This is a genomic window from Pseudoalteromonas sp. NFXS53, from assembly GCF_056629255.1.
In genome coordinates this window covers 40,137-64,777 of record NZ_JBWVBR010000008.1, presented here as the reverse complement: position 1 = coordinate 64,777, position 24,641 = coordinate 40,137, and the positions used below count along the sequence as shown (strand labels likewise).

At 39.9% G+C, this 24,641-nt stretch carries 21 protein-coding genes; 12 read left to right on the top strand and 9 right to left on the bottom strand.

The window, feature by feature from the left end:
* Positions 1 to 56 precede the first annotated feature (56 nt).
* Complete coding sequence (locus AC1HJP_RS10345) at positions 57 to 503, bottom strand: hypothetical protein (RefSeq protein WP_480361741.1); 447 nt, start codon at positions 501 to 503, stop codon at positions 57 to 59.
* A gap of 206 nt (positions 504 to 709) precedes the next feature.
* On the opposite strand from AC1HJP_RS10345, the gene AC1HJP_RS10340 reads away from it, so the two are divergent.
* The 11 genes from AC1HJP_RS10340 to AC1HJP_RS10290 all read left to right on the top strand — a co-directional run bounded on the left by AC1HJP_RS10340 (position 710) and on the right by AC1HJP_RS10290 (position 12,417).
* Positions 710 to 1,072 carry a hypothetical protein gene (locus AC1HJP_RS10340; protein WP_480361740.1) on the top strand — a complete coding sequence of 121 codons (363 nt, stop codon included), beginning with the start codon at positions 710 to 712 and terminating at the stop codon, positions 1,070 to 1,072.
* 108 nt (positions 1,073 to 1,180) lie between these two features.
* Complete coding sequence (locus AC1HJP_RS10335) at positions 1,181 to 1,447, top strand: hypothetical protein (protein WP_480361739.1); 267 nt, start codon at positions 1,181 to 1,183, stop codon at positions 1,445 to 1,447.
* A gap of 51 nt (positions 1,448 to 1,498) precedes the next feature.
* The gene (gene fos / locus AC1HJP_RS10330; RefSeq protein ID WP_480361738.1) at positions 1,499 to 1,897 is read left to right on the top strand and encodes a fosfomycin resistance glutathione transferase; all 399 of its coding nucleotides are present in this window, start codon (positions 1,499 to 1,501) and stop codon (positions 1,895 to 1,897) included.
* A 271-nt stretch (positions 1,898 to 2,168) separates the two neighbouring features.
* A complete protein-coding gene (locus tag AC1HJP_RS10325) occupies positions 2,169 to 2,630 on the top strand; it encodes a DUF2846 domain-containing protein (RefSeq protein ID WP_480361737.1) in 462 nt (153 codons plus the stop codon).
* 216 nt (positions 2,631 to 2,846) lie between these two features.
* On the top strand, positions 2,847 to 2,984 hold the full coding sequence (locus tag AC1HJP_RS10320; protein WP_480361736.1) for a hypothetical protein: 138 nt from the start codon (positions 2,847 to 2,849) through the stop codon (positions 2,982 to 2,984).
* 443 nt (positions 2,985 to 3,427) lie between these two features.
* Positions 3,428 to 5,266 carry a S8 family peptidase gene (locus tag AC1HJP_RS10315; protein WP_480361735.1) on the top strand — a complete coding sequence of 613 codons (1,839 nt, stop codon included), beginning with the start codon at positions 3,428 to 3,430 and terminating at the stop codon, positions 5,264 to 5,266.
* Positions 5,267 to 5,353: 87 nt separating this feature from the next.
* Positions 5,354 to 5,863: an N-acetyltransferase family protein gene (locus AC1HJP_RS10310; protein WP_480361734.1), complete on the top strand. Its 510-nt coding sequence runs from the start codon at positions 5,354 to 5,356 to the stop codon at positions 5,861 to 5,863.
* A gap of 541 nt (positions 5,864 to 6,404) precedes the next feature.
* Positions 6,405 to 8,159: an endonuclease gene (locus AC1HJP_RS10305; RefSeq protein WP_480361733.1), complete on the top strand. Its 1,755-nt coding sequence runs from the start codon at positions 6,405 to 6,407 to the stop codon at positions 8,157 to 8,159.
* Between the two features lie 597 nt (positions 8,160 to 8,756).
* Positions 8,757 to 9,398, top strand: a complete 642-nt coding sequence (locus AC1HJP_RS10300; protein WP_480361732.1) for a dioxygenase family protein — start codon at positions 8,757 to 8,759, stop codon at positions 9,396 to 9,398.
* Positions 9,399 to 9,521: 123 nt separating this feature from the next.
* Positions 9,522 to 11,708 (top strand): OsmC domain/YcaO domain-containing protein, encoded by a 2,187-nt coding sequence (locus AC1HJP_RS10295; RefSeq protein ID WP_480361731.1) that lies wholly within the window; start codon positions 9,522 to 9,524, stop codon positions 11,706 to 11,708.
* Positions 11,709 to 11,970: 262 nt separating this feature from the next.
* Complete coding sequence (locus AC1HJP_RS10290) at positions 11,971 to 12,417, top strand: hypothetical protein (protein WP_480361730.1); 447 nt, start codon at positions 11,971 to 11,973, stop codon at positions 12,415 to 12,417.
* A 112-nt stretch (positions 12,418 to 12,529) separates the two neighbouring features.
* On the opposite strand, the gene AC1HJP_RS10285 is transcribed toward AC1HJP_RS10290, so the two are convergent.
* The 5 genes from AC1HJP_RS10285 to AC1HJP_RS10265 form a co-directional block, all read right to left on the bottom strand.
* Positions 12,530 to 13,588: a lipocalin-like domain-containing protein gene (locus AC1HJP_RS10285; protein ID WP_480361850.1), complete on the bottom strand. Its 1,059-nt coding sequence runs from the start codon at positions 13,586 to 13,588 to the stop codon at positions 12,530 to 12,532.
* On the bottom strand, positions 13,588 to 15,978 hold the full coding sequence (locus tag AC1HJP_RS10280; RefSeq protein WP_480361729.1) for an FtsX-like permease family protein: 2,391 nt from the start codon (positions 15,976 to 15,978) through the stop codon (positions 13,588 to 13,590). Before AC1HJP_RS10280 ends, AC1HJP_RS10285 begins: the two co-directional genes overlap by 1 nt.
* 3 nt (positions 15,979 to 15,981) lie before the next feature.
* Complete coding sequence (locus tag AC1HJP_RS10275) at positions 15,982 to 16,638, bottom strand: ABC transporter ATP-binding protein (RefSeq protein ID WP_480361728.1); 657 nt, start codon at positions 16,636 to 16,638, stop codon at positions 15,982 to 15,984.
* 148 nt (positions 16,639 to 16,786) lie between these two features.
* Complete coding sequence (locus tag AC1HJP_RS10270) at positions 16,787 to 17,626, bottom strand: pirin family protein (protein WP_480361727.1); 840 nt, start codon at positions 17,624 to 17,626, stop codon at positions 16,787 to 16,789.
* A 191-nt stretch (positions 17,627 to 17,817) separates the two neighbouring features.
* A complete protein-coding gene (locus tag AC1HJP_RS10265; protein WP_480361726.1) occupies positions 17,818 to 19,596 on the bottom strand; it encodes an ABC transporter transmembrane domain-containing protein in 1,779 nt (592 codons plus the stop codon).
* 197 nt (positions 19,597 to 19,793) lie between these two features.
* Here AC1HJP_RS10265 and AC1HJP_RS10260 point away from each other — a divergent pair, with 197 nt between their 5' ends.
* Entirely contained in the window at positions 19,794 to 20,585 is a 792-nt protein-coding gene (locus AC1HJP_RS10260) for a putative porin (protein WP_480361725.1), read from the top strand.
* A gap of 101 nt (positions 20,586 to 20,686) precedes the next feature.
* Here AC1HJP_RS10260 and AC1HJP_RS10255 read toward each other — a convergent pair whose 3' ends face one another.
* The 3 genes from AC1HJP_RS10255 to AC1HJP_RS10245 all read right to left on the bottom strand — a co-directional run bounded on the left by AC1HJP_RS10255 (position 20,687) and on the right by AC1HJP_RS10245 (position 24,634).
* Complete coding sequence (locus AC1HJP_RS10255) at positions 20,687 to 21,238, bottom strand: hypothetical protein (protein WP_480361724.1); 552 nt, start codon at positions 21,236 to 21,238, stop codon at positions 20,687 to 20,689.
* The gene (locus AC1HJP_RS10250) at positions 21,235 to 23,514 is read right to left on the bottom strand and encodes an LruC domain-containing protein (protein WP_480361723.1); all 2,280 of its coding nucleotides are present in this window, start codon (positions 23,512 to 23,514) and stop codon (positions 21,235 to 21,237) included. The genes AC1HJP_RS10255 and AC1HJP_RS10250 overlap by 4 nt, the downstream gene beginning before the upstream one ends.
* Positions 23,515 to 23,680: 166 nt before the next feature.
* Positions 23,681 to 24,634: a LysR family transcriptional regulator gene (locus AC1HJP_RS10245; protein WP_480361722.1), complete on the bottom strand. Its 954-nt coding sequence runs from the start codon at positions 24,632 to 24,634 to the stop codon at positions 23,681 to 23,683.
* Between the last annotated feature and the right edge of the window lie 7 nt (positions 24,635 to 24,641).

Genomic DNA, 24,641 nt, shown 5'->3' with positions numbered 1-24,641 from the left:
GCAGCAAAACACAGTTTTGCCGGAAAAATTAAAAGATTTTTTTTCGATAAGTGAAATTAAGCGTGGTAGGTTAGTTGCGCTTTATAAACTAAATTGGCAGGTTTACAGGCATCAATAAAGCCGTGGTTTGGCCGCGTATTGCATTGATACCAAGGTTGTTCTAGCTTGTCAGTTTGCAAGCGAATTTCGCTAATGTAAGTGTCTGACATCAGCTCAAAAACTAAAATAAATTCGCTTTGCTGTTTTGGGTGTAAAAAACGAATGGCTTGTTGTTGAGAGGGGCGCTCAACAATTGAAAACAACCCAGAATCATCGGCAGTAATATGATGGTTTTGAGATTGCTGCTGCGATGAAAGCTCATCACCAACTTCAACTTCCAACAGACTTTGATAACTAGTCTGGCTCTGAACATTATTCTGCGCATGCGCAACCTGTTCGGCAGATGACGGAGCAACGGCAAACAGTAAAAACAACACAGCAAGAATTTTTAAAATTCGGTTCAAAGCAACAATTTCAAATTAAATTATGAAAGCATAATAAGGGCGGGATGATTTTTATCAAGGGGAAGATAGCTTATTTGGTCATTTATATTGTGTTTGGTTGAACCTATATAAGAAACGCTATATCGTTATTTCGATAAATATCTATAAATTATAGATACCTCACAGATATGAGTAAGTGTTAAGAACTCAGATTTAAAAGGAAAATTATGGAACATTGGCGAAATCTAAGCTTATTTAAGAAGTTTATTTTTGGCATGCTTGCAATCATTGGTGTTTTGCTATTACCTGAACTTACTTTTTTTATGCAAGTAGGGGGCATTGAGTTAATCTTTGGCTTTATGGTGATGTACATTCAATCAATGCGCACTTGGCTTGAAATAAAGCGTCAATCATTCAAACGTATTATTAATACCATTTATGCTTCTTTACTGAGTACAACTGCATTTAAGCCTCGTACGTTTTATCTGCAAAGCACTTTTTGTGTGATTGCTTTTGTCGTAACAGGTTCCATCAGCTTATCCATGGTTTTTTTTATGCCGGGCATGCTGCTCAATAATTTATCTGTGTGATCATTCTAGGCTTTCTAGGTATTACTCATTTCACCCATTCGATGAAATGAATTAATTTTCAATAAGTATAAGAATTAAAACAATGTCATTTAAACAAGGAGTTTATTTATGTCTCATCAAACTTTATCGAAATTAGTGATGAAATGGGCTATCGCCACAATAGTTACCGTGTGTGCAATGCAAATGCTTTCGACTCATATTGAGTTTCTTTATCTTACTGAGGACGATTCAGTTGGTTTAGATACTCTAGGTAACAACAACTTGTCTGCACTCATGCCAGCTATTGTTATGGTGTTTTTGTGTATCAAAGATGTGTCATTAAAACTTTTAAAGGAAATTAACGAAAAAGCTAAAGGCACTGCAAATGAGCTTTAATAAGCAAGTCTGTTAATCACGTTTTAGTTCAAGATCTTTTGGGAGAAAACCATGCTTTTGGGGATCAATCATATCACCATCGCAGTAAGTGATTTAGATCGCTCTATTTTGTTCTATCGCGATATTTTAGGGTTCACGGCACATGTAAAGTGGGACAATGGCGCTTACTTATCTGTTGGTGAGCTATGGTTTTGCTTGTCATGCGATGATCCCTGTAGCAAAGATGACTATAGCCATATTGCTTTTGATATTGCACCTGATCAATTTAAGGATTTTAAAGCGCGTGTTCTTTCAAAGGGGGTGTCACAGTGGAAAAACAACAAAAGTGAAGGCTTGTCACTTTATATTTTGGAGCCAGACGGTCATAAATTAGAAATACATGTGGGTGATCTGCAAAGCAGATTGTCATCCTTGAAAGCTCACCCATATAAAGGGTTGATTTGGCTATAGAAAAAAGCTATTAGATATTAACAACGATTCTTTAAAAGAGAATTGGATAACAAAGGTGTTTGATAAATTCAGTACAGAGCTAACCTAGCATCTCGAGTTGTCATGTTTACAATGCTTCTGTATTTGGAATTGTCGCAGTTTATGATTTAGGTATTTTAATTAGTACCGATAAGTTGAAAAAATATAAACGTTATTGATACGAACTTTAAATTACAAAGTTCTATCTATTTTTATTTCAATAACCCTATCATTTTAATGGAGTCTAAATTAAATGATCATGCGCATATTTATAGTTATTTTTACTTTACTTGCAATTACTGGGTGTAATGCCACTGGGCCAAAGTTCGAACAAGTTGAACTGCCTTCCAATAAATTAGCAAAAGTTTATTTATATCGACCTTGGGCAATGATGGATGGTTCTGCTTCGCCAACAATTCAAATCAATGGTGTTGATAGCTTCGATATAAAGAATGGGGGTTATAAAGTTTTAGAGTTACAACCGGGATTAAACACTATTACAGTTAAAAAAGGTAACCCATTTTATTGGCGGGCTAAAGAGATGACTGTAAAGGAAGAGCTTAAAGCGAGTGAAGTTTACTTTTTAAGATTAACTGCGGCTGTAGGTAGTTCTGCGTTTATTGGCTCTACACCGGTAGTTTCTGGCAATTATTCGTTTGGATATGTAGATAAAGAGACTGCGCTTAAAGAGTTACAAGAAACAAAGCAAAACTAGCCTTTTAGAAGTGGAAGCTACTTTTATAATTTAATCAATACTTGACTTGCACACAACGGCCTTTAATGGCTATTGAGTAGCTACTTTGAGCAGATTACTTTATTAAAGGTATCTTCCATAGGCATTTTAATTGAAATAGTCATCAACAATGAAAAGGTATTTCTAATAGATATAACTTAACAGTTCAAATTTTCCATAAAGCTTTATAAGAAGGCGATGGAAGCATATTTTCACTTAGATAGAAGTGACTTGCTTATCTTAGTGGCAAGTGAAGTCTATAGTTGTAACACAGTCACATTTGGTCGAGTTGATTCATACAGCTTATTAATTGAACTGCAGGAAGCGAAAAAGTAGCTGTTTATGGCATGACTGGTAAACACGTGACAAAGCAATTTTTTTTATGTTTAGGCACTCTTTGTCTTAACGCACAATAGCCATCTATAGTAAATATCTGAACTTAATTAAAGCGTTTTTGTTCAGATAAAACCGTTTTATTTTTGACACTTCACGATGAAGTGGTTGAAAAATTCAGACATACCAACTGAAATAAACTCATTTCTCAATAAATTTAACAGGTCAGAGGTGTTAAGGCTCGCATTAGCAAAACAGCTGCTCAGACCCTTTTAATACTGAATGTTTGGTCATTTTCTTATAGAGGGCTTAGCTCTCTTCGTTATATGTTATTGCCTGATATTGTAGATAATCATAATTTTAAATTTGATTTTACATTTTCTTAAAGTTACTTTTGTACTGTAAAAGGGACAAATCTAATAATTCATAAAAATAGAGAAAGTAAGATGAAATCTAAATTTAAAAAAAGCTTAATTTGCGCAGCAATCTTAAGTTCGAGCGTAGCTGTTGCGAACACAGCGCTAGACTCAAATAACAAAAAAGCTGATTATCTAATTACTTATGAAGCATCTAGCCTTCCAGCTGAGTATCAACAACAAATCATCAAAAACATCACTCAAGTTGCTAAAGGTACTGTAGGTTTAATTTCGTTAACAGAAGAGCAAGCAAGTGCGCTTCAACAAATTTCTGGTGTGCGTGTAGAGCTAGATGTAGAACGTTTTGCAATTCTTCCTCAGTCTCCAAGTAATTTTGTGCTGGAACAAGTTGACAGCGATGTCACTGTGGCGAACTTCACGAACAATGAGTTCGAAAATCTAGCTCAACAAGAAGTGACTCCTTACGGCATCACATTAACTAAGTCTGATTTAGTTGCTGATCCTGCGAATAATGGCATTAAAGTGTGTGTTATCGATTCAGGTATTCAAGGCAATCACGAAGAGTTTGCAGCAACTAATTTAAGCGGTAACCACAGTGATTACTCTGATTTTTGGTTTAACGATGCAGTTGACCACGGTACACACGTAGCGGGTACTATCATTGCTAACCGTGATGGTAAAGGTGTCGTAGGTGTGGTTTCTAATGGTGCCGTAGACACATATGTACAAAAGCTATCTCGAACAGCACATGGCGCAAACTCAGGTTTCAGAACTTCACATATTCTAGAAACAATGGAAGTGTGTGCGAACACAGGTGCGAACATCATTAATATGTCACTAGGTGGTTCTCGTTCATCTGATACTGAGCGTGATGTCGTTGATCGTTTGACTAATCGAGGTGTGTTAATTGTTGCTGCAGCAGGTAACCATGGCTCAACAGAGACTGATGGAGATGACTCATACCTATTCCCAGCGTCATACAAAAATGTTATGTCAGTAGCGTCAGTTGATCAGAATACTGAAATTTCTACTTTCTCTGCGGTTAACGATCAAGTTGAAATTGCAGCGCCGGGCACACGTGTACTTTCTACTGTTGATAGTGAGTCTGTAAATGTAAATCGTTTTGTATGGAACGCGAAAACAGGCGGTTATTTCTCTTCTGGCTTTAAGCAAATTGATGCAGGTAACACACCTTATCCACGCATCTCACAATTAAGCGAAAGCTGTTTCTACAAGATCCCATTTGATGCATTCTTAAGCGAGTACTTTGACGGTACATTAAGTGCTAGTGACAAAGCCGGTTTTGATGCTGCAACAGCAGCATGTCAAGCAAATGAAGGTCAGGTTTTAGTAACATATTTTGATGTACCAGCAGGTATTCCTGAGTGGGTATCAAGAGACGTTCACAACATTGACTACGCAACTGATTTCCCGACATTAACAGTGTCAAATGTGGTTGGTGAATTAATTAATAGCAATGGTCTGATGCTCACTGAATACAACAAGTATGGTTATGAGTATAAGTCAGGTACATCAATGGCAACGCCGCATGTATCTGGTGTTGCAGCGAAAGTATGGAGCCACTTCCCTAATTGTACAGGCTCTCAAATCCGCGACGTTCTTAACTTCACTGCAACGGATATCGGTGCTGAAGGTAAAGATCACGAGTTTGGTCATGGTTTAGTTGATGCAAAAGCAGCATATGACTTTATCGCTGCAAATGGCTGTGATGTACCAGAATCAACGTGTCCAAAAGCATGGTATGAAAATCAAGCTTATACAAAAGGCGATCAAGTAACCTTTAACGGTCAAATTTTCGAGGCTAATTACTGGACTAAGAATGATCTGCCATCAGAAAATGAAGGTCAATATAAGCAGTGGAAACTTGCTGGCAGCTGCTCACTGTAATTAATGATTTGATACGAAAATAAAAATGGCTTGTCTTTGTACAAGCCATTTTTTATTTTACAAGGAAAGATAAAACAATAAGAAGTTATGGAAGAAAAATTCGTATTACGAAGAGCCACAGAGCAAGATGTAACTTGTTTGTCTGTTTTGAGTAGAAAAGTTTGGTTAGCGACATACGCAAAAGAAGGCGTTAAACCTGAGTATGCAGACTTTGTAGTTCGTAACTTCAATACTGAATCATTTCTGCAAGACATAAATACTCCAAATAAAGCCATTTTAGTCGCTGAACGAGAGGGCATTCTGCAAGGTTATTTGCTTGCAAATAAGCAAAGTCATTATCAAGATCAATCTAAGTTTGGCTACGAGATTGAACGCCTTTATGTTGATGGCCAATTTAAAGGGCGTGGTATCGGAAAAGCACTATTGCAACGGTGTCAAAATGAGTTAGGCCCTAAGTTCTGGCTTTATACCTGGATTGAAAATGACGCTAATGACTTTTATAAACATTTAGGGCTAGCTAATATCGGACAATTAACGTTCGACTTCCATGGCGCAAAAATTCAGAATTGGGTTTACTCGAGTGTAAAGTTAGCTTAAATACCTTAGTTTTTTGATAAACAATATACTTTTTCATCAGCTACCCCGCCGAGACTATATCATTGCATCTAAAAGCGCATATCTAATTGCACGCCTATTTAATTTTGCTCATAAGACTTGAGGTATTCTGGGTGCTTCAAAAGCAGAGAAAACGAAACCCACTGATTTGAGTGATTTTCTGAAATTTGAATTTACCAGCCACATTCAATTTATTAACCAAAAGCGCTACCATCTAGATCCCGCAATCTCAATGTCTTTAGTCCGCGCGCGATCTCTTTTAAGTAAACGAATGTAAATAAAATAACTGCCTGTTTATTATAAACTATTTTTATTATTGAAATTTTGACAGCGTTGACACGTTAGATAATTTATTCTTTTGTTATCTTTTTGTAACAAATTGGAGTGTATACTTCTGCGCGCTGGCATAGGGTCGGCTTTTGGAAGTAGTTTGCAAAGGAGGGTGAATATAAAAATAAATTTTAATTAAAACACACGGTTAAATATGAAATTCTCACTTAGATTGACATCGATGGCGATGCTAATGAGCTCGTTATCAGGTGTATCCTTGGCTGCTGCGCCACAAAACTATTACCAAAATATTGATAATGCAAATGCAACAACGCTGAAACAAAGTTTGCATACAATTATCAAAGGTCACACAAAAATTCCTTATACATCATCAAGTACAGATACTTGGGATGTGCTTGAGAAAGCCGATGAAAACCCAGACAATTCGTCTCAAGTTGTTGATGTGTATAAAAATGCGGTTTATAGCAAAGTCGGTGGTGGTAATACTAACTACAACCGAGAGCACTCATGGCCGAAGTCTTATGGTTTTCCCAATGATGGCAGTCAAAACTTGCCGTATACAGACTTACACCATCTATTTATCGCAAATAGTAGCTACAATTCGAGCAGAAGTAACAAACCTTATGCAAACTGTTCTAGTGCATCTTGTTCAACAAAAGCGACCGATGTAAACAACAATCGTGGCGGTTCGTCTTCTGAAGTTAACTTAACTATGGGGTCTGGCCCTTTAGATGGTATTTGGCAAACTTGGCCTGGCCGTCGTGGTGATGTTGCACGTGCATTGATGTATTTAGCTGTGCGTTATGAAGGCGGCACAAATGCTAATGGTTTCGTTGAGCCTGATTTAATTCTTACAGATGATCGCAGCAAAATTGAAGCTTCTAAGACCGGCGGAAACGAAGCGGTTGCTTACATGGGACTAAAAACAGTGCTTATTCAATGGCACAAAGACGACCCAGTTGATGATTTTGAGCGTCGTCGTAACGATGCTATTTTCCAATATCAAGGCAACCGTAACCCATTTATCGATCACCCTGAATTAGCAGCGTGTATCTTCGAAAGTGATTGTTCTGGTACAGGCACCGGTGGTACTGGCGGTGGCGATACTGGTGGTGGAGATACAGGTAGTAGCGATACAACACCTTGGATAAACGAACTTCATTATGATAACAATGGTTCGGATGTGAACGAAGGGGTTGAAATTGCAGGTGCTGCTGGAACAGATCTAAGTGGCTGGCAACTTGTTGCTTATAATGGAAACGGCGGTGCTGCTTATAAAACCATTTCACTATCAGGCACGTTAGCAGATCAGCAATCTGGTTTTGGTACTAAATTCTTTGCCATAAGTGGCCTACAAAATGGTGGCCCTGACGGTATCGCATTAGTCGATAATTCTGGCAAGCTGGTTCAATTCTTAAGTTATGAAGGTACCTTTACTGCAACTGATGGCGCAGCGCAGGGCACAGCTTCAACAGCAATTCCTGTGTCTGAAACATCGTCTACTGCAATAGGTCATGCGCTACAACTTACAGGTTCAGGTTCAAAGTATAGTGACTTCACTTGGCAAGTAGCAGCTTCAACGTACAGCCAAGTAAATACAGGTCAAAGCTTTAATGGCGGCGCACCTGTTACTGAACCTGTAGTTGAAGAAACATTCTTTGAAATGAATAGCGTTTCAGCTATTCCTGATAACAGCGCAATGACCTCAACGCTTGATGTTGATAACTCAACAACTTCTGGCACTGCAACCGTAAACGTTAATATCAGCCACACTTACCGTGGTGATATTAGTCTCGTGTTGACGTCGCCGACGGGTACTCAATACCAGCTTAAAAACTATAACGGCAGTGACAGTGCTGACAATGTTATCGAGTCTTATACGGTGAATTTGTCGGGTAGTGTAAAAGGCACTTGGCAATTAAGAGTGCAAGATCACTATAACCAAGACGTGGGCACATTAAACGCTTGGTCTATTAAGATTAACTAAGGTAATTTTTAAGATGAGAAGCCCGCTTTGTTAAGCGGGCTTTTTTTGTTTCAACTTCATAGTTGAATTAAATAATACCAATTGCATTAGATTTATGAGCAATTATTGCGATAGATAAATAGTCAAATAACAAGGATAAAATTATGACATATAGTTGTTCTATATGAGTAATTTTAGACGACGTTAGTGGGCTATTTAGCTCGCTAGAATGATCATGTGACTAATAAAATTGGTATAAATATTAAGGTAACCTGATCTATGGATAATAAATCTATCTCCAGCGGCTACTTTCAACGCTAACTGCGTTGAATTTACTTGCAATAGGCAAGCTATTGACGCGTAAATTCGCCTTGCCTACATGGATGTAGGTACCTTGGCGATAGCAGGACGCGTGAGCGGTGTTATCGCTAAAAGTTTCCGGCTGCAGAATTGAAAAAAACTTTTAACAAATATATCAATGTTTTAGTAAATCTCTTAACCAAAGCTCAGGTTAAATAGAAAAATAATAGAAGATTAATAAGACGAATAAACCGCTGCGCTTTACAGTGAAAACCATGCAATGACAAAAAGCCTAGTTAAGCAGGTGAGGAGAATACAATGAAGCGCAGAGAATTTATTAAAAGTGCAGCCTTAGGCTCGATGGGCGGTTTACTTATAAGCCAAACGTTTAGTGCACAGGCTGGCGCTAACATGTTAACCCCAAGAGAAGTCGAAGGGCCGTTTTACCCTATAACCCCGCAAAAAGACAAGGATGCAGATTTAACCCAAGTCGAAGGTAAAGTAGGGCGAGCCAAAGGCACTATTATAGATATTTTTGGGCAAGTGTTTGATCAAGATGGTAATGCCATCGAAGATGTCACCATAGATCTATGGCAGGCTAATAGTTATGGTAAGTATCATCACCCTCACGATAACAGTGAAGCGCCAATTGACCCGCATTTTCAAGGTTGGGCGATTTTGCAAAGTGGTAAACAAGGGCGTTTTAAATTTAAAACTGTAATGCCGGGAGCATATCCGTTAAATGCACCGCAGCAGCGTACACCTCATATTCATATAAAAATCAGTAAGTACGGATATGAATCTTTACTGACGCAGCTGTATTTTCCCGATCAGCCTTTAAACGACAAAGATGGCTTGTTTAAACGTAAATCTAAGCAAGAACAGAAAATGATGACGGCTAAAAAAACCAGTAAATCGAACGAGTATCGATACGATATTTTTCTGCAAAAGACATTTTAGTCTGCCGTTGGCGTTTTTTTATAATTAACCCAAGACAGTTGAGCAGAAAAAGCGGATAATTAGCGGTATTTTTAGAAAAGCGCTTACAAAGCATAGTAAGCGCGCGACCGTGGAAACCGCTCTATGGAAATCAAAGTTAATTTTCTTGATAATCTTCGAATTGAAGCGAAATTCGATGATTTCTCAATTATTGCCGATCAACCAATTCGTTATAAAGGTGATGGCTCAGCACCAAGCCCATTCGATTACTTCTTAGCTTCATCAGCAATGTGTGCGGCTTACTTTATTAAGGTGTACTGTAACGCCCGTGATATTCCGACTGATGGCATTCGTGTAGCGCAAAACAACATTGTTGATCCTGAAAATCGCTATAACCAGATTTTTAAAATTCAGGTAGAGATCCCTGAGCATATCTCTGAGAGAGATCGCGAAGGCATGTTGCGTGCGGTTGACCGCTGTACAGTGAAAAAGGTGATCCAAACTGGGCCTGACTTCCAGCTTGAAACCGTTGAAAACCTAGACGCTGATGCGCAAGCGATGTTGATGACAACGCCAGAAGGCGGCACAGAGACATATATTTTAGGTAAAGACCTACCGCTTGAGCAGACCATTGCCAATATGACATCGGTAATGGAAGACTTAGGCATGAAGATCGAAATTTCTTCATGGCGTAATATCGTACCGAATGTTTGGTCTTTGCATATCCGTGATGCAGCTTCTGAAATGTGCTTTACCAATGGTAAAGGTGCAACCAAAGAGAGCGCTTTATGCTCGGCACTAGGTGAATTCATCGAGCGTTTAAGCTGTAACTTCTTCTATAACGATCAGTTCTTTGGTACTGAAATCGCCAATGCTGAGTTCGTGCATTATCCAAATGAAAAATGGTTCAAGCCAAATGAAGAAGATGAATTACCAACAGAGATCTTAGACGAATATACACGTGAAATTTACGACCCAGAGAGTGAGTTATGTGGTTCGCACCTAATCGATACTAACTCAGGCAATGTTGAACGTGGTATTTGTTCTATTCCTTATACGCGTCACTCAGACGGCGAAACGGTTTACTTCCCAACCAACTTAATCGAAAACTTATTCTTAAGTAACGGTATGAGTGCCGGTAATAACCTAGCTGAAGCGAAAGTTCAGTGTTTGTCTGAAATATTTGAGCGTGCGGTTAAACGTCAGATCATCGAGCAAGAAATTGTATTACCAGATGTACCACAAGCAGTATTAGATACGTTCCCAGGTATTGTTGAAGGTATTCAAGGTCTTGAAGAGCAGGGCTTCCCGGTTGTTGTAAAAGACGCATCACTTGGCGGTCAATTCCCTGTTATGTGTGTGACGCTAATGAACCCAAAAACGGGTGGTGTATTTGCGTCATTCGGTGCACACCCAAGCTTTGAAGTGGCCCTTGAGAGAAGCTTAACTGAACTACTGCAAGGTCGTAGCTTCGAAGGCTTAAACGACGTACCTAAGCCAACTTTTAACAGCATGGCAGTGCAAGAGCCGGAGAACTTTGTTGAACACTTTATTGATTCAACAGGTAAAATTTCTTGGCGTTTCTTCAGTGCGAAGCATGACTATGAGTTTGTTGAGTGGGACTTCTCAGGCACAACAGAAGAAGAGTCAGACAAGTTATTTGGTATTTTAGAGTCGATAGGTAAAGAAGCTTATATTGCTGAATTTACACACATTGGCAACGCATGTCGTATTCTTGTACCAGACTACTCAGAAGTGTATCCGGTTGAAGACTTAATTTGGGATAACACCAATAAAGCCCTGCAATATCGTGAAGACATCTTAAATCTACATCGTTTGAGTGAAGATGAACTGGCTGATTTAGTTGAGCGTTTAGAAGAGTCTGAACTAGACAACTACATCGACATTATCACCCTTATTGGTATTGAGTTTGACGAAAACACAGTGTGGGGTCAGCTGACAATTCTTGAGCTTAAGCTATTAATTTATTTAGCATTAGGCGATTTAGAAGCAACTAAAGAGCTGGTTGAAGCCTTCTTACAATACAACGACAACACCATTGTTGAACGCGGCTTATTCTATCAAGCGATGGATGCAACCTTAGAAGTAGCACTTGATGAAGAGCTTGAAATTGAAGATTACATTCACAGCTTCACACGTATGTTCGGTCAAGAAGTGATGGATGCCGTTGTCGGTTCAATCAATGGCGATGTGACTTTCTATGGCTTAACTGAAACCAGCATGAACCTTGAAGGCTTAGATAAGCATTTACGCTTAATCGAAAGCTATAAGAAACTACACGCTGCACGAGCACGTTTAACACAAAGCTAATTTTGGCTTCATGAATAAAACGTATTGAAAGGCGCTTATTGATATAAGCGCCTTTTTTGTATTCGATTTATTCTAGAGTATGTCATGAGACATAACCGCTTACATTTAAGAGCAAAATTGACATCAATTAGTGCAAATAAAGTAATACACTGTGAACTCATTCAGGTTAGTTAAGTTAAACGCTTTTCTCCCATCCAAGCTTGAGCTACTTTCGCCCCAATATTGATTGGGGCTTTTTTCTTTTTAAACGTTGTTGAAGTGTTTGAAAGTATTTATTATTCACAGCCATTCTGATGACGAGAGCAATTCAATGTTGCAAAGAACGAAAACTCTAATTTTCATCGTTTTAATTACCGCTTTGGCAGCAATATTGAGTATTGGAGTCAATGTCTATAGCTTGATCGCTTTTGATGTTTTTGAACCGTTATCTGCTGTGTTATGTTTTGGCGCTGTGATAGCGAGTGTTTTGTTGTTTAGAGAAAAACGAATGGGAAAGCAATTGGTTACGGTGTTTTGGTTATGCCAAACTTTCGTTGTTGGTTGGAGTGGCACTAAGCTCGGCTTTTCTTTTGCTTTGGCAATTAGTTTACATTTTAATATTACGCCTGAGAGTTACGTGGTAATTAATCTTATCGGCGTGGTAATGGTTGTTTTGTGTTTCTTAAAGTTGAACAAGTCTGAAGTGAAAACTCAAGCTGTTAGGGCTTGAATCACAAACTTGAGCGTGGCATAAAGCCACGCCTACATTCAGTAAAAGAGGAACAGGTGAGTAATTAAGGTTGATCATTAACTGTCTAACTAACTGCTCCCACTATTAAAAACTAATATCCAAATAACTCAGCGTATCCAACACCTTTAAAGCCGCCGCTGGCTCTGACTCTGCCTTCCCAATATCGGATTGAGAGCTTATTAACAGAATCTTTGGTGATGGTTTCAATCACAATAGGCTCGACATTCGGCAAAGTAACACGCCATTTGCTCGGGTAGCGTTTGTTATCAATACTAATGTGTTCGAGCTTCTCTAGCTGAATATCCTGTTTGTGAATTTGCTGTGTTTGGCCTTGTTCGTTAATACGCGTGCCGCTGCAGTAATCATAGTTTTGCTGAGCATCACGAATGCAGAATAACATCAGGCCTGTTTTATGATTTTTATCAGTGTCACTCACTAGGCTAAACCAATCCCAGCCCGTTTGACTTTTGTCGATTAAACTTGCCGACCACTCTCGGTCGTACCATGCGTTACCTGTGACTTTATACTCTTTTCCTTCGAAGGTGAGGGTGCCAGCGGTTTCAAGAAATGGGTAACTAAAATAATAAGAGGCATGGCCACTTTGTGTCTTTTGGCTGTAGCCATTTTTACCATGCAGCGTAAGCGGGCTATTAGCTAGCGAAACATCAATGGCATACTCGTCTTGTTTGGCTTTCATTTGCAAAGGTAGAAAGTTGTGCGCTGTACTTTTAAGTGACCAATCATCTAAAGAAGCAGCAAAGGGTTGTGCTGTTATTTGCGCTTGGCCTGCGCGGGCATATCGCTCAAAAGCAGCATGCTTTTGTTCATGTTGTAGGGCGAAGTGCGCAAAGTAGAGCTGGTCGTCCCACCAGGTTGATTCAAAGGGTAGCGGTACTAGGGTTCTAAATAGCGTCCACTGTGCACCAAATGTTTCACCTGTCTCAGCCGTGAGGGTTGCAGTGATGTACCACCATTCAATGCCTTGTGATAAATGTGCGCCATGATCTTCTGGAAACTTTACACCACGTTTGGCATCGACAGGCTCACCGCGCATGGTATGTAAAAGCTGTTTTTCTTGCGGTTGTTGCGCTTTTTCACAACCCAGCAGTGTCAATAGAGTGAATAATAAGACATAAACAGATTTCACAATTAACCTTCCTTACGATGTAAGCTGGCAGTGAGTCTTTTCACTGGTAGATAAGCGCACATCACAGCAGATAAAAGCAAGAATAAACAGGTGCTGATCAATGCTGGTATATCGAGATAGAAATGTATGGTCCAGCCAAATGCAATGGGCATAACGTATTTCAGCAATGCTAAACCTAAAGCCAACCCTAGCGGAATGGCAAATAGACATGTAAAACCAACTAAAGCAATGGTTTGTATGAGTTTTAGCTTTTGTAATTGAGTTGGGTCGACCCCTAGGCTATTCAGTACAGCCAGTTGTTTTGCGTGTTGGGCACTGAGGCTTAATAAGCTAATACATAAACTGATCAGTGCAATAGCAAGAATAAATCCATTAAGTACTTTCGTGACTTTAAAGGTGTCATTAAACAGTTTATTTGCGATTTCTTTAAAGCGTTTATTTTCTGAAATAGCGGCGCTATCTATGCCATAGTCATTAATAAGCTTTTCAGTAATTTGAGATGTTGATACTTGTTCTTTTAAGGTCAGTGAAAGGCCATACACCTGCCAATGTAATGGGCTTTGCTTGATATTGTCTTCAAGGGTAATGAGGCCCAATGCGGTGTTGCCATAATCATAAGCAAAGGCAGAAATACGACATAAGAAGCTGTGCTGGTTTTGTTTGAACATCACAGTATCGCCAAGTTGAATACCATGTTTTATAAGTGCTTGCTCATTGGCTATGCAGCCATTATTAGTGAAGTGTGTAGCACTGACAGACTTGCCTGTAGTTAAGTTGATATGTGAGAAAGCATCAGCGCTATTACCAAAGCTGGCAAGTTTTGCAGGCATAGCGTCGATGTAACCGTTAGATGCCATGTAAATGCCAACACGTTGAATATCAACATCATTACTTAGGTTCGCTCTCAGTTTTGGTTGGTATTTATCAACATGAATATACATGTCGGCACTAAGTTGCTTTTCAAGGTGTGCATTGAGGGTGTTACTGAAACTTTTCACCATAATTTGCATACCGATTGCGCTACCAAGCGCAACTAAGATAGCCACAATGGCAATACGTAATTCAGTTAATTGAGATTTACTGTCGGCATATAACCATTGCCAAAGAGGTTGCTTAAATGGGTTGTTGAAACTCAGTAAACCTTGTAGGCAGGTTGGTGTGAGCAGCACAAACAAAGCTAAGATGAAAAAACACAATAACAGTGCTTCAAATTCAGTGCTGGCATTTAAATACAAGTAACTCAGTGCGGCAAGAATACCAAGTAACGATAGACCGAAAAGCATATTGCCTTGGTTTTTCAACGTATTTTTTTGAGTTACAACCATTAGTGCCAATGTCGCTAAGTTGACAATAAATCCCAGTGCCAAAGTCTGCCATTGCCAGCCTATGGTAAGCGCTTTATCTAACTGATATAGCCCCATTAAGGTACGGTTTATATCGAGCACCAGTGCATTGGCAATCAAAAAGCCTGCTACGCTACCAAGTAGTGCGGTGATAAAACTCATGAGGGTAAACTCTATGACAATGGCCGTCGTAATCGCCTGTTTTGAGCACCCCAACAGGTTAAATTGAGTGAGCAGTTTTTTGCGCCCAGCAATAGAAAGTTTAATGGCGTTGAAGCTTAAAAACGCAGCGACAATATAGCCTAGTAGCGCCAGCGCTGCGAGGTTAAAAAAGAAAGCCTCAGAAAGCGCATCAAAGTCTTGTTCTTGTGAGGCAATTAATCTTGCTTCATGGCCCAAAATGTCTTCAAGCTGCGAAACTTGCTCAGATGATAAGCCTGTAAATTCGATAAAACTGAGTTTACCTTGTGCGTTGAGTAGCATGTCTGCATAAGCAATATCGGTGAGCGACCAAACACCTATGTCATCAACTAAAACAAATTTTGGCGTATTCGGATTGTTTTGGAGCTTAAGCTTTTTGTCATCTTTATTTAGTTGATATCTTTGTGCTCGATTTCGGTCAATCATAATGGCGTCAAATGCAAAGCCAGTGTTCTCGTTCTCTCCAGTTTGTGTAGAAAATGCGGGAATAGGCTGAGTCATCCAGAGCAAAGTGTTTATGCCCTGAACGTACAGGGTTTTACCTGATTTGAGTGTTAGCTTACCCCGCAAAACAGGTTGCGCGTTGGTGAAACCATTTTCGCGTAGCTGCAACCATAACTTGCCATCGAGATAGTCTTGCCCTATGGGGGGCTTTACAATATGGCTCACCGCAGAGTCTATAAGAGCTGATGATTTACTGTGGCGATTTTTTGCTTCTTGGTTAAGTCCGGCAATGGCGGTGAGTAGGGCACTGCCTAAACTTAGCCCCACGATGAAGAGCAATAATAGCCAAGGGTGACGCCTAAAATAAACAATGTGCGTCGTTAATATCAGTTTAATTTCAGCCATGATCTACTCGTTGAATTGCCCATTAGCAAGCACTTTCACCGTATCAAAATACTGTGTGAGCTGCTGCGAGTGAGTGACCATAACTAAATTAATTTGTCTTTCTTTACATAGGCTTGTGAGCATTTCAACCACTTGGTGGGAGCGAGCTTGATCTAAGTTGCCGGTGGGTTCATCGGCAAGTATAAGCTTAGGCTGGTTTAATAAGGCTCTTGCAATGCCCACTCGTTGTTGCTCACCACCAGACAGTTGGCTTGGTAATTTATTTAGTTTGTCTTTTAAACCAAGTTGCTCAATCAAAAGGTCAAACTCTTGGGCATCTTGATTAGGATAGTTAAGCTGGTGCTGAAACAAGATATTTTGTTTAACAGTTAAGCAATCAAGTAATTGGTAATGCTGGAAAATAAGGCCTATTTTTCGACGGAAATGGGCAAGTTGCTTGTCGTTATACGCAGATATAACCTCGCCATTGATATCGATTTGGCCGCTATCGGGTGTGAGTAAACCAGCGAGTAGGTGTAAAAGGGTGGTTTTTCCTGAGCCACTGTCGCCAAGCAAAGCTACTTGCTCTTGTGCTCCGACTGCAAAACTAAAGCCATCAAATAGAGTTTGAACTTGGTCGCCATCAGCGCGAGAGAAGCATAGATCAGTTACGCTTATCACTGTAATTCCTTGTTGCTCAGTGGTTTTGCTTAGTTTACATAATAGATTTAAATAAGTGAAAGCATAAACTTGCAACAAAGTATTTTCATCAGCGAATATTCTCGAAGTAGCTACAATGAATTACTCCGAGAATGCCTTTAATCTAGTTTTACACAATGTCACCAAAGCGGCCCATTTGATAATCGCGAACTGCTTGATGAAGTTCTTCTTGAGTGTTCATTACAAAAGGCCCCATGTGGGCGATTTTCTCTCTAATAGGCTCACCGACTAACACTAAAACACCTAACCCTTTTTCACCTGCTTTTAAAGTCAGTGGTGCTTTGGGATCTACTTCAAACTGGTATGTTTCGACATATTCAGTACCAGCAATAGATCCAGAGTGAATATAAACAAGGGCTTTACTGTGAGCCGAAATGTCCAAGGTTGTTTCAGTGTTCGCTGGCAATATTACATCGGCAATCGCGCCATTACCGGCTAATTCATCAATTGATGATGTCGCGGTTTGTAGCTCTAGTTGCCAAGTACCAGCCAGTGCTCTGAGCTCTACACCAGTGTCATTTTGTAATACTGGGACTTTTTGCTCCGTGGTATCTTGATAACGAGGTGGGCGCATCTTGTCTTTCGCTGGCATATTTAACCAAATCTGAAAGCCGTGCATGCCATGTTCGGCATCAGCGAGTGGCATTTCAGAGTGTATTACGCCGCGGCCAGTGCTCATCCACTGTACGTCGCCTGCACGTATGGCCTTTTTATTCCCCATTTGATCTTGGTGCTCAAAACCGCCTTTACGAATATAAGTAAAGGTTTCAATTCCACGGTGAGGGTGAGCGGGGAAGCCTGCCATAAAATCACTTTTGTTGTCTGATTTTAGTTCATCGATCATCAAAAATGGGTCTAGGCTTCTACCGTCAAAACCCGCAATACGGCTAATGTTGACGCCAGCACCATCTTGGGTGGCGTGTGCTTTGTTGGTACGAATAATTTTCATGCTATTTAATCTCTAATGTTTTGATGAGGTAAATTTAGCAAGTTTTGTTGAGGTAAATAAGTGGAGGAAATTGATGGGTATGTTCAAATATTTTGAATAGTTTGTTTCAGAGTAGGTTACCTAGCTTGATAGGGTGTAATCAAGCTAGGAGATAAGCAATATTGTTAGTGAAATCAAAATATAGAAAATGACTAATCTAATTTACCTGAATGTTCAAATTGTAACTCACAAAGTCTTTGATATAGCTTTGATTCTTTGAGCAGTGTTTGATGGTTGCCTTGCGCAACAATATGCCCTTTATCCATCACTACTATAGTGTCAGCGTGCATCACTGTTGCTAGGCGGTGGGCAATAATTAACGTCGTTCTATCTTGCATAAGTTCGTTTAAAGCAGCTTGAACATGAAATTCACTTTCAGCGTCTAAGGCGCTAGTGGCTTCATCAAGCAATAAAATCGATGGGTCTTTTAAAATAGCTCGAGCAATCGCGATACGCTGCTTTTGTCCTCCTGATAAGCGAACGCCTTGCTCGCCTAAAAAGCTGGCATAGCCTTCGGGTAAACTGGTAATAAAGTCATGTGCATGGGCACGTTTTGCGGCTTCTATTACTTGCTCGTCAGTTGCGTCCGGGTTGCCATAGCGAATGTTGTGCCAGACATCGGAGCTAAATAGCACAGGGTTTTGCGGCACCATGCCCATTGTGTGTCTAAGAGAATCTAAAGTCAGAGAGTCAATTGATTGCTCGCCTATAAAAATGTTTCCGGTTTGCGGGTCGTAAAAGCGCTGTAATAACTCAAATAGGGTTGTTTTGCCTGCGCCTGAAGGGCCAACAATGGCAACAATTTTACCTTTTTCGATTGTCAAGCTCACTTTATCTAGCGCTGCAACTTCAGGTCTAGAAGGGTAATTAAAGGTGACATTGTCAAATTTTAAATGGGCATCCTGATGCCAAGTAAGCAAAGAGGCATTATCTTTGTTAGTAATATCACTTTTTACATTCAATAAATCTAATAATCGGGTTGCAGCACCAGCTGCACGTTGAAGCTCACCATATACTTCAGAGACAGTTGCGACACTTGAAGCGACAATCACGGCATAAAAAACGAAGGCAGCCAATTCACCGCCTGACATACGTCCAGCGATCACGTCCATGCCACCAACCCAGAGCATTACGGTAATGGCGCTAAAGGTTAAACCAATGACTGCTGCAATCAAGATTGCGCGCTGTGTAATACGGTGTTTTGCGACTGTGAAAGCTTTTTCTACTTCTTCGCCAAATGCGGCTTTTTCTTTTGTTTCATGGGTATAACTTTGTACTACCTTGATATTTTGAATGATTTCACCTGCATAGGTGCTTATATCCGCAATAGCACTTTGGCTGCTTTCTGAAAGCTTACGTACTTTTTTTCCAAAGAAGAAAAGAGGGAGCAGGGTCAAAGGCACGCAAAGCATTACCAGCAAAGTTAGTTTAAAGTTCAGAATGAATAGCATGATTAAACCGCCAATCATCATCAATACACTGCGCAGCGCCATTGAAAATGAAGAACCTACGATGGATTGTAATAGTGTTGTGTCCGTGGTTAAGCGTGACATCAGCTCGCCACTGCGATTTTCTTCAAAGTAACTCGGATGAAGGTGAATAATTTTATTAAACACCGCTTTACGGATGTCATTACAAACTCGTTCACCAATCCAGCTCATTAAATAAAATCGGGTAAATGTGCCGCCTGCAAATAAAACAATCAGTGCAATCATAACAAAGACGGCATTGGTGAGCTGTTCTACTGAGCCTGCTATAAACCCATGATCGATGACATATTTCACGCCTTGACCTAATAAAAGATTCAAACCAGAAGTAAATAACAGTACTAGTAAGGCCGAAAGCGCAACTAGCTTATAAGGTTTTACAAAACCAAAAATAGGTAGCAGACTTTTAAAAGCAGACTGCTGTTTTTTGTCGTTAGCGCTCAAAAGAGCCTCCTAGTTTTTAAATTGACTGAACATTTGTCGGAAGTACACAAAGTGTGCCTTTAATTTACTGAACTATAAAGATAATTAATTTTAGAGAATTGAGAATTTTGTAACAAATAGTCATTTGAGGTTAAGGCAATTTCGATTAGAATGCCGCCTCATTTGATTATGTTTTCAATGGAAATTAAAGGAATACCATGAAAAAACTTCTTACTGTTGCAGTAATCGCAGCTCTTTCTTCATTTTCTTCTGCAGCTGATGAGTCTAAACAATTATTCAACAATCTAAGCTATATGCATTTGGATGGTGGAGATTTTGGCAGGACAACTAATGCTTACCAATTGTCGAGCCATTATTTTTTCGAAAAGCAAGAGCATTCAGGCGTATGGGATGACTTTGGGTATCTAAATACAGATAGTAATATTGGCGTCGCCTACTTCAATTACGATAACACAAGAGATTTATCAATCGCAGGTGAGTGGTTTGCAACACCAAAGTGGTTTGTGTCTGCTGGAAGCGCTGATGTGGGACACATCAGTGATGATGCATTTGTTGGCTTCGGTTATTTATTTGAAGACAAATTAAAAGTAAGCGCGCGCTATGAAAAGCATAACGGCACAAATAATCGTACTATGCTAACTGCTGAATATAACCATCAAATTAATGAAACTGATTATTTAGGTGTAACATTCGAAACTAAATCTGACTTTGATACTTGGTCTTTATCGAGTCGTTACTTCATGCATATTGAAGGTGATAGTTTTTTAAGTGTTGATCTTCAGCATTCTGATTACGACGGTTTTGATGGAACGAACTTGATAGCAAATTATTATCTTAGCCGTAACTTGTCTTTTGGTGCAGGCTCTTATGATTCAGACTTAGGCATCCAAGCGAAATACTTCTTCAATGATAAGTTTCACTTAGGCGGCAGTATCATCGACTTTGATGGTGGTGAAGTTTACCAATTATCGTTTACAGCTCAGTATTAATAAATTGTTAAACAAACACTTAATTAGATGATTGCGTGTTGAAAATGAGACTAAAAGCCGCAGGTTTTAATCCGCGGCTTTTTTGTCAAAAAATCAAAAGTTTAGTATCTAATTTCAAATATCTGCTTATTTAACAAGGCGTCATACTGCCATTGATATCTAAGTGGCTCAGGGTTGCTATCATAAAGCCAGATTTCCGCGACAAGGGCGATGTCTTGGCGACTTAAAGTTACTTGCTGCGACAGCTCACCATTCTTAATCGGTTTTCTTAAAATACAGTTTTGATAATCAGCTTTGTTAGAGTCAACTTTACTTTGACAGACATTTAAATATGCCCTTACATTGCCTGTAGATATTTTGGCATCTATCAATAAATCAAAATCTGTTTTCAAGTCAAACGATTGATCAATTGTTAGGTTTGTCATAATGACTTCAGAGTTTGAGCTAGCATTGTCTTCATTATTTGTATCATCACTCGAACTATCAGAGTTATCAGTTTGTGATGAGTTATCTGAGTTCGAAGTGTTATTGGTTTGCTCTGAAGCAGACGAACTCGCCGATGTGTTTGATACGCTGCTATCACTTTCGCTGCCACCACCGCCACAGGCACTCAGGGCAAGTAAACTAGTTAATAAAATAAGATATTTGTTCATTGCTCTGCTCCAAATTTAATGGTGATGTTTGTGTTCACTGTGTTGTACCAAAGCGGTGCTGATTCACCGTTGCTGGTGGCAAAGTCTGCAAACTTGTCGTAAGCACGATTTATATCAATACGTTCATGAGGATGGCGCCAAGGCGCGCCAATAGCTAAAGCGAATGGAATGCCGTTCTCGGTTTGAAAATATAATGATTCACTTTGGCTACTCGCATCATCTGCTGCAACAGAAAAGAGAGCGGTGTTAAATGCTTCTGTGGGTACTTGGTTCTTTAAATGAACCTCTAAGCCTCTGTAATTACCGTCTGAGATTGCATCACCATGGTAGTGGCCGCTACTTGCAAAAATAAACGGGTCGAGCATACTACCCGGTGCATTTTCAGGCGAAAGCGCCGTTTTAAGTGGTAAGGTCATTGAGAAAGTGACTTTAGCGTTCACATCGCAATTGACCTCAGTTCTAAAATATTCGCAACCATTTTGCACATAAATATGATCCCAAATATCAGATGCGACAATGGCAATGGCTTCAGTTCTGTTAGGTTCAATAATCGTTTGTGAAACTGCTTGACCATTAATAAATAAATTTGAGTTTGAGCTGTCGATTTGCTCCGCAGAAAGTACTTTAACCAAGCCAGAATCAACATCTTTTTCGTAGAGTCTGACAGCAAAGCCATTATGGAAACTGGCCCCTACACCAAGAATTTCACCTTCAATGCGGTAGCTTGTTACCCCTTCAGATGAGAAATATTTATTGGTGCGATAATGAAGGACTAAATCATTAAAATCAGAATCACCAAGGTATGGCCAGCGATCCTCATAGGCCAGAGTTACCCAATCGTTTTGGCCTGGGTAACTTTCAGATCCATATGTTTCGAACTCGTAGTCTTCAACTTCTCCACCTTGTACCGCGCCATAGGCAGTTAAAGTTGCCTCTTGTCCGTCAGTGACTCTGAATCTAGCCCATGAGTTGCCATTAGCTGCGTCCTCAGGTACATCAATCAAAATACTGTTAGCGCCTTGAGCAAGATTAACTTTATCAATGGCTTTTTCGTCTTCTGAGAAAGTGCCATCTTGGTTCCAGTCAAACCAGGCATATAGGGTACTTGCTTGTGATGCCGTAGCGATGACTTGCGCGGTTAAACCTGCAGCGAAGTCTGTGGCTAAGATAACACCGTCATCAGAGCTGTCTGAATAATCAATGTTCATATCGCTACTGGTGTTGATGTTTTCTCCGTCTACAGAGTCACCTAAGAAAATAAGGTTTTGGCTATCTTGATTGGGGTCGAATACATGGCGTGCGCCATTGTTATCAAGTGCACTGCGATAGGGGAGTGGTGCGTCACCGAAATCCATAGATTCATCTGTTACTTCGACTTTTGCGATAGCGCAACGCGCGCCGTCGTTTTGCCCTGATTTAGGGCCAAGCGTGAAGATCTCTGTGGTTGGGTTATAGCCTGATTTATCGTCAGGTACATTGGTTAAGTCGACTTTAAAAATATTGCCAGAGTTATTATTGCTAACATAAAAGATAATGTTTTCAGTTGTTTCGCCAGTGGCTTCATCATAAACATCTTGCACGCCAAAATAAGCCGCACCAAAAGCACCGGTATCTGAACCAATATCTAGGCGCGTAACCAGCTCGGGGGTGCTGTTTGGTTCAAGAGAAATCTCAAACAGATCACCATCAGATTCCATCGCATAAAGTTTGTTAGTGATAGGGTGAAATGCGAAATCATAAATTGTTGTAGACCAACTCTCACTGCCCGGTTGTTTAGTCGCTGTGAGTGGCGCATTTAAGTCATCAGAAAGCGGGATTTCGAATAGACCTCTCCCTTTATTGTAAATAAAGTAGCTCGATGTACGGTTATCGGTTTCACCTTCAGCAGGGGCATTGCCACTGACTTTTACATCGCCAACAAAGAAATGAATACCCTCAGGTAAACCGCTAACATTCAGCGCTGTTGAATCGTAATGAATTGTCTCGCCTTCAACGGTTTGTTCAATTCGAACAACTTGTTTGCTCTCTTTTCTAAAACCATATAAATATTGGTCTTTAAAGTTAAAACCTATGGCATTAACACTAGCTGTATCTTCAGAACCATTTAATCTTAGGGTGCCAGCAATGAGATTTGCTCTCCCTGACGCTAAGTCAATGCCATACATTTTGGCATTATTGTCTTGCATTAAAAAAGCTTGGCTTGGGCAGTTTTCAAAAGGTGCGGCATTGGCCAGAAATGGCGTTAATGCAGCCGCGATTAAGCATCTTTTAATCATGTTAGCACCTAGGGTTTTAGAGTTTTACCAGTAGATGCATGATCAAGTCCAATGCTTAATCGCTTGTTTTAAATTGATATTAATAAATGCATGTGCGTTTATTTTTGTTCTGCGTGGCATTTTGCAAATTTATCTGGCAAGCACTATAGAGCGGGGGACTACTCTACTAAGTCTCAAAAAACGAGACTATTTTCCCTTCTAGCTCGCCTTGCCAAGGACGACCAAGCACGTCTTCGACCGATGACTGGCAATATGATAAAAACTTTAACGCTGTTTTTGGCATATAGCGGTCATTTCTTGCAATAAAATACCAATGATTAACTAAGGGCAGCCCCTCAACGGGTAATACGGTTAAATTTGCGTTGTGGAGATCTAAAACATGTTGAGAAAGCATACCAATCCCCATACCCGATGAAATCCCCACTTTGATTGCTTCATTACTTGAAAGTTGCTGCATATGGGCAGGCGCAAGACTGTTACTTTGTAAAAAGCCGTCAAACATCATTCGAGTGGCTGAGCCTTGTTCACGCATTAAAAAGCGATGCTCAACCAGCTCATTTGCCTTGATGCTGCTGCGTGAACTTAAAGGATGGCTTTTATCAGCAACTAAAACCAGAGGATTTGCTAAGAAAGGTTCAGCTATCGCATGTTCAAGAGAGGGCGGGTGACTAAATACATACAGGTCGTCTAGCCCGCGTTCGAAACGTTGTAACACTTGTTCACGGTTACCGATTTCAAGGGTAATGTCTATTTCAGGATATAGCGTCTGAAAAGGCCCAATTAACCTAGGCAAGATGTATTGCGCCGTATTCACCATAGCAATTTTTAAGTGCCCAGAATGCCCAGCCTTAATATCAGTAAGCTGTGCATTAAATTCATCTAAACAAGCAAAAATACGCTGACACGATAAATACAATGCGTTACCAGCTTCAGTTAAAACAAACTTTTGTTGTTTAAAAACATAAAGTGTTTGTCCCACTGATTCTTGCAGTTTTTTTAATTGTATCGAGACGGTTGGCTGAGTGAGGTGAAGGCGTCTTGCAGTTTCACTAATTGAACCTGTTTGTACTAAAGTCACATAGACTCTCAATAGCCGAAAAGTGAGATATCGCTCAATCATATTGATA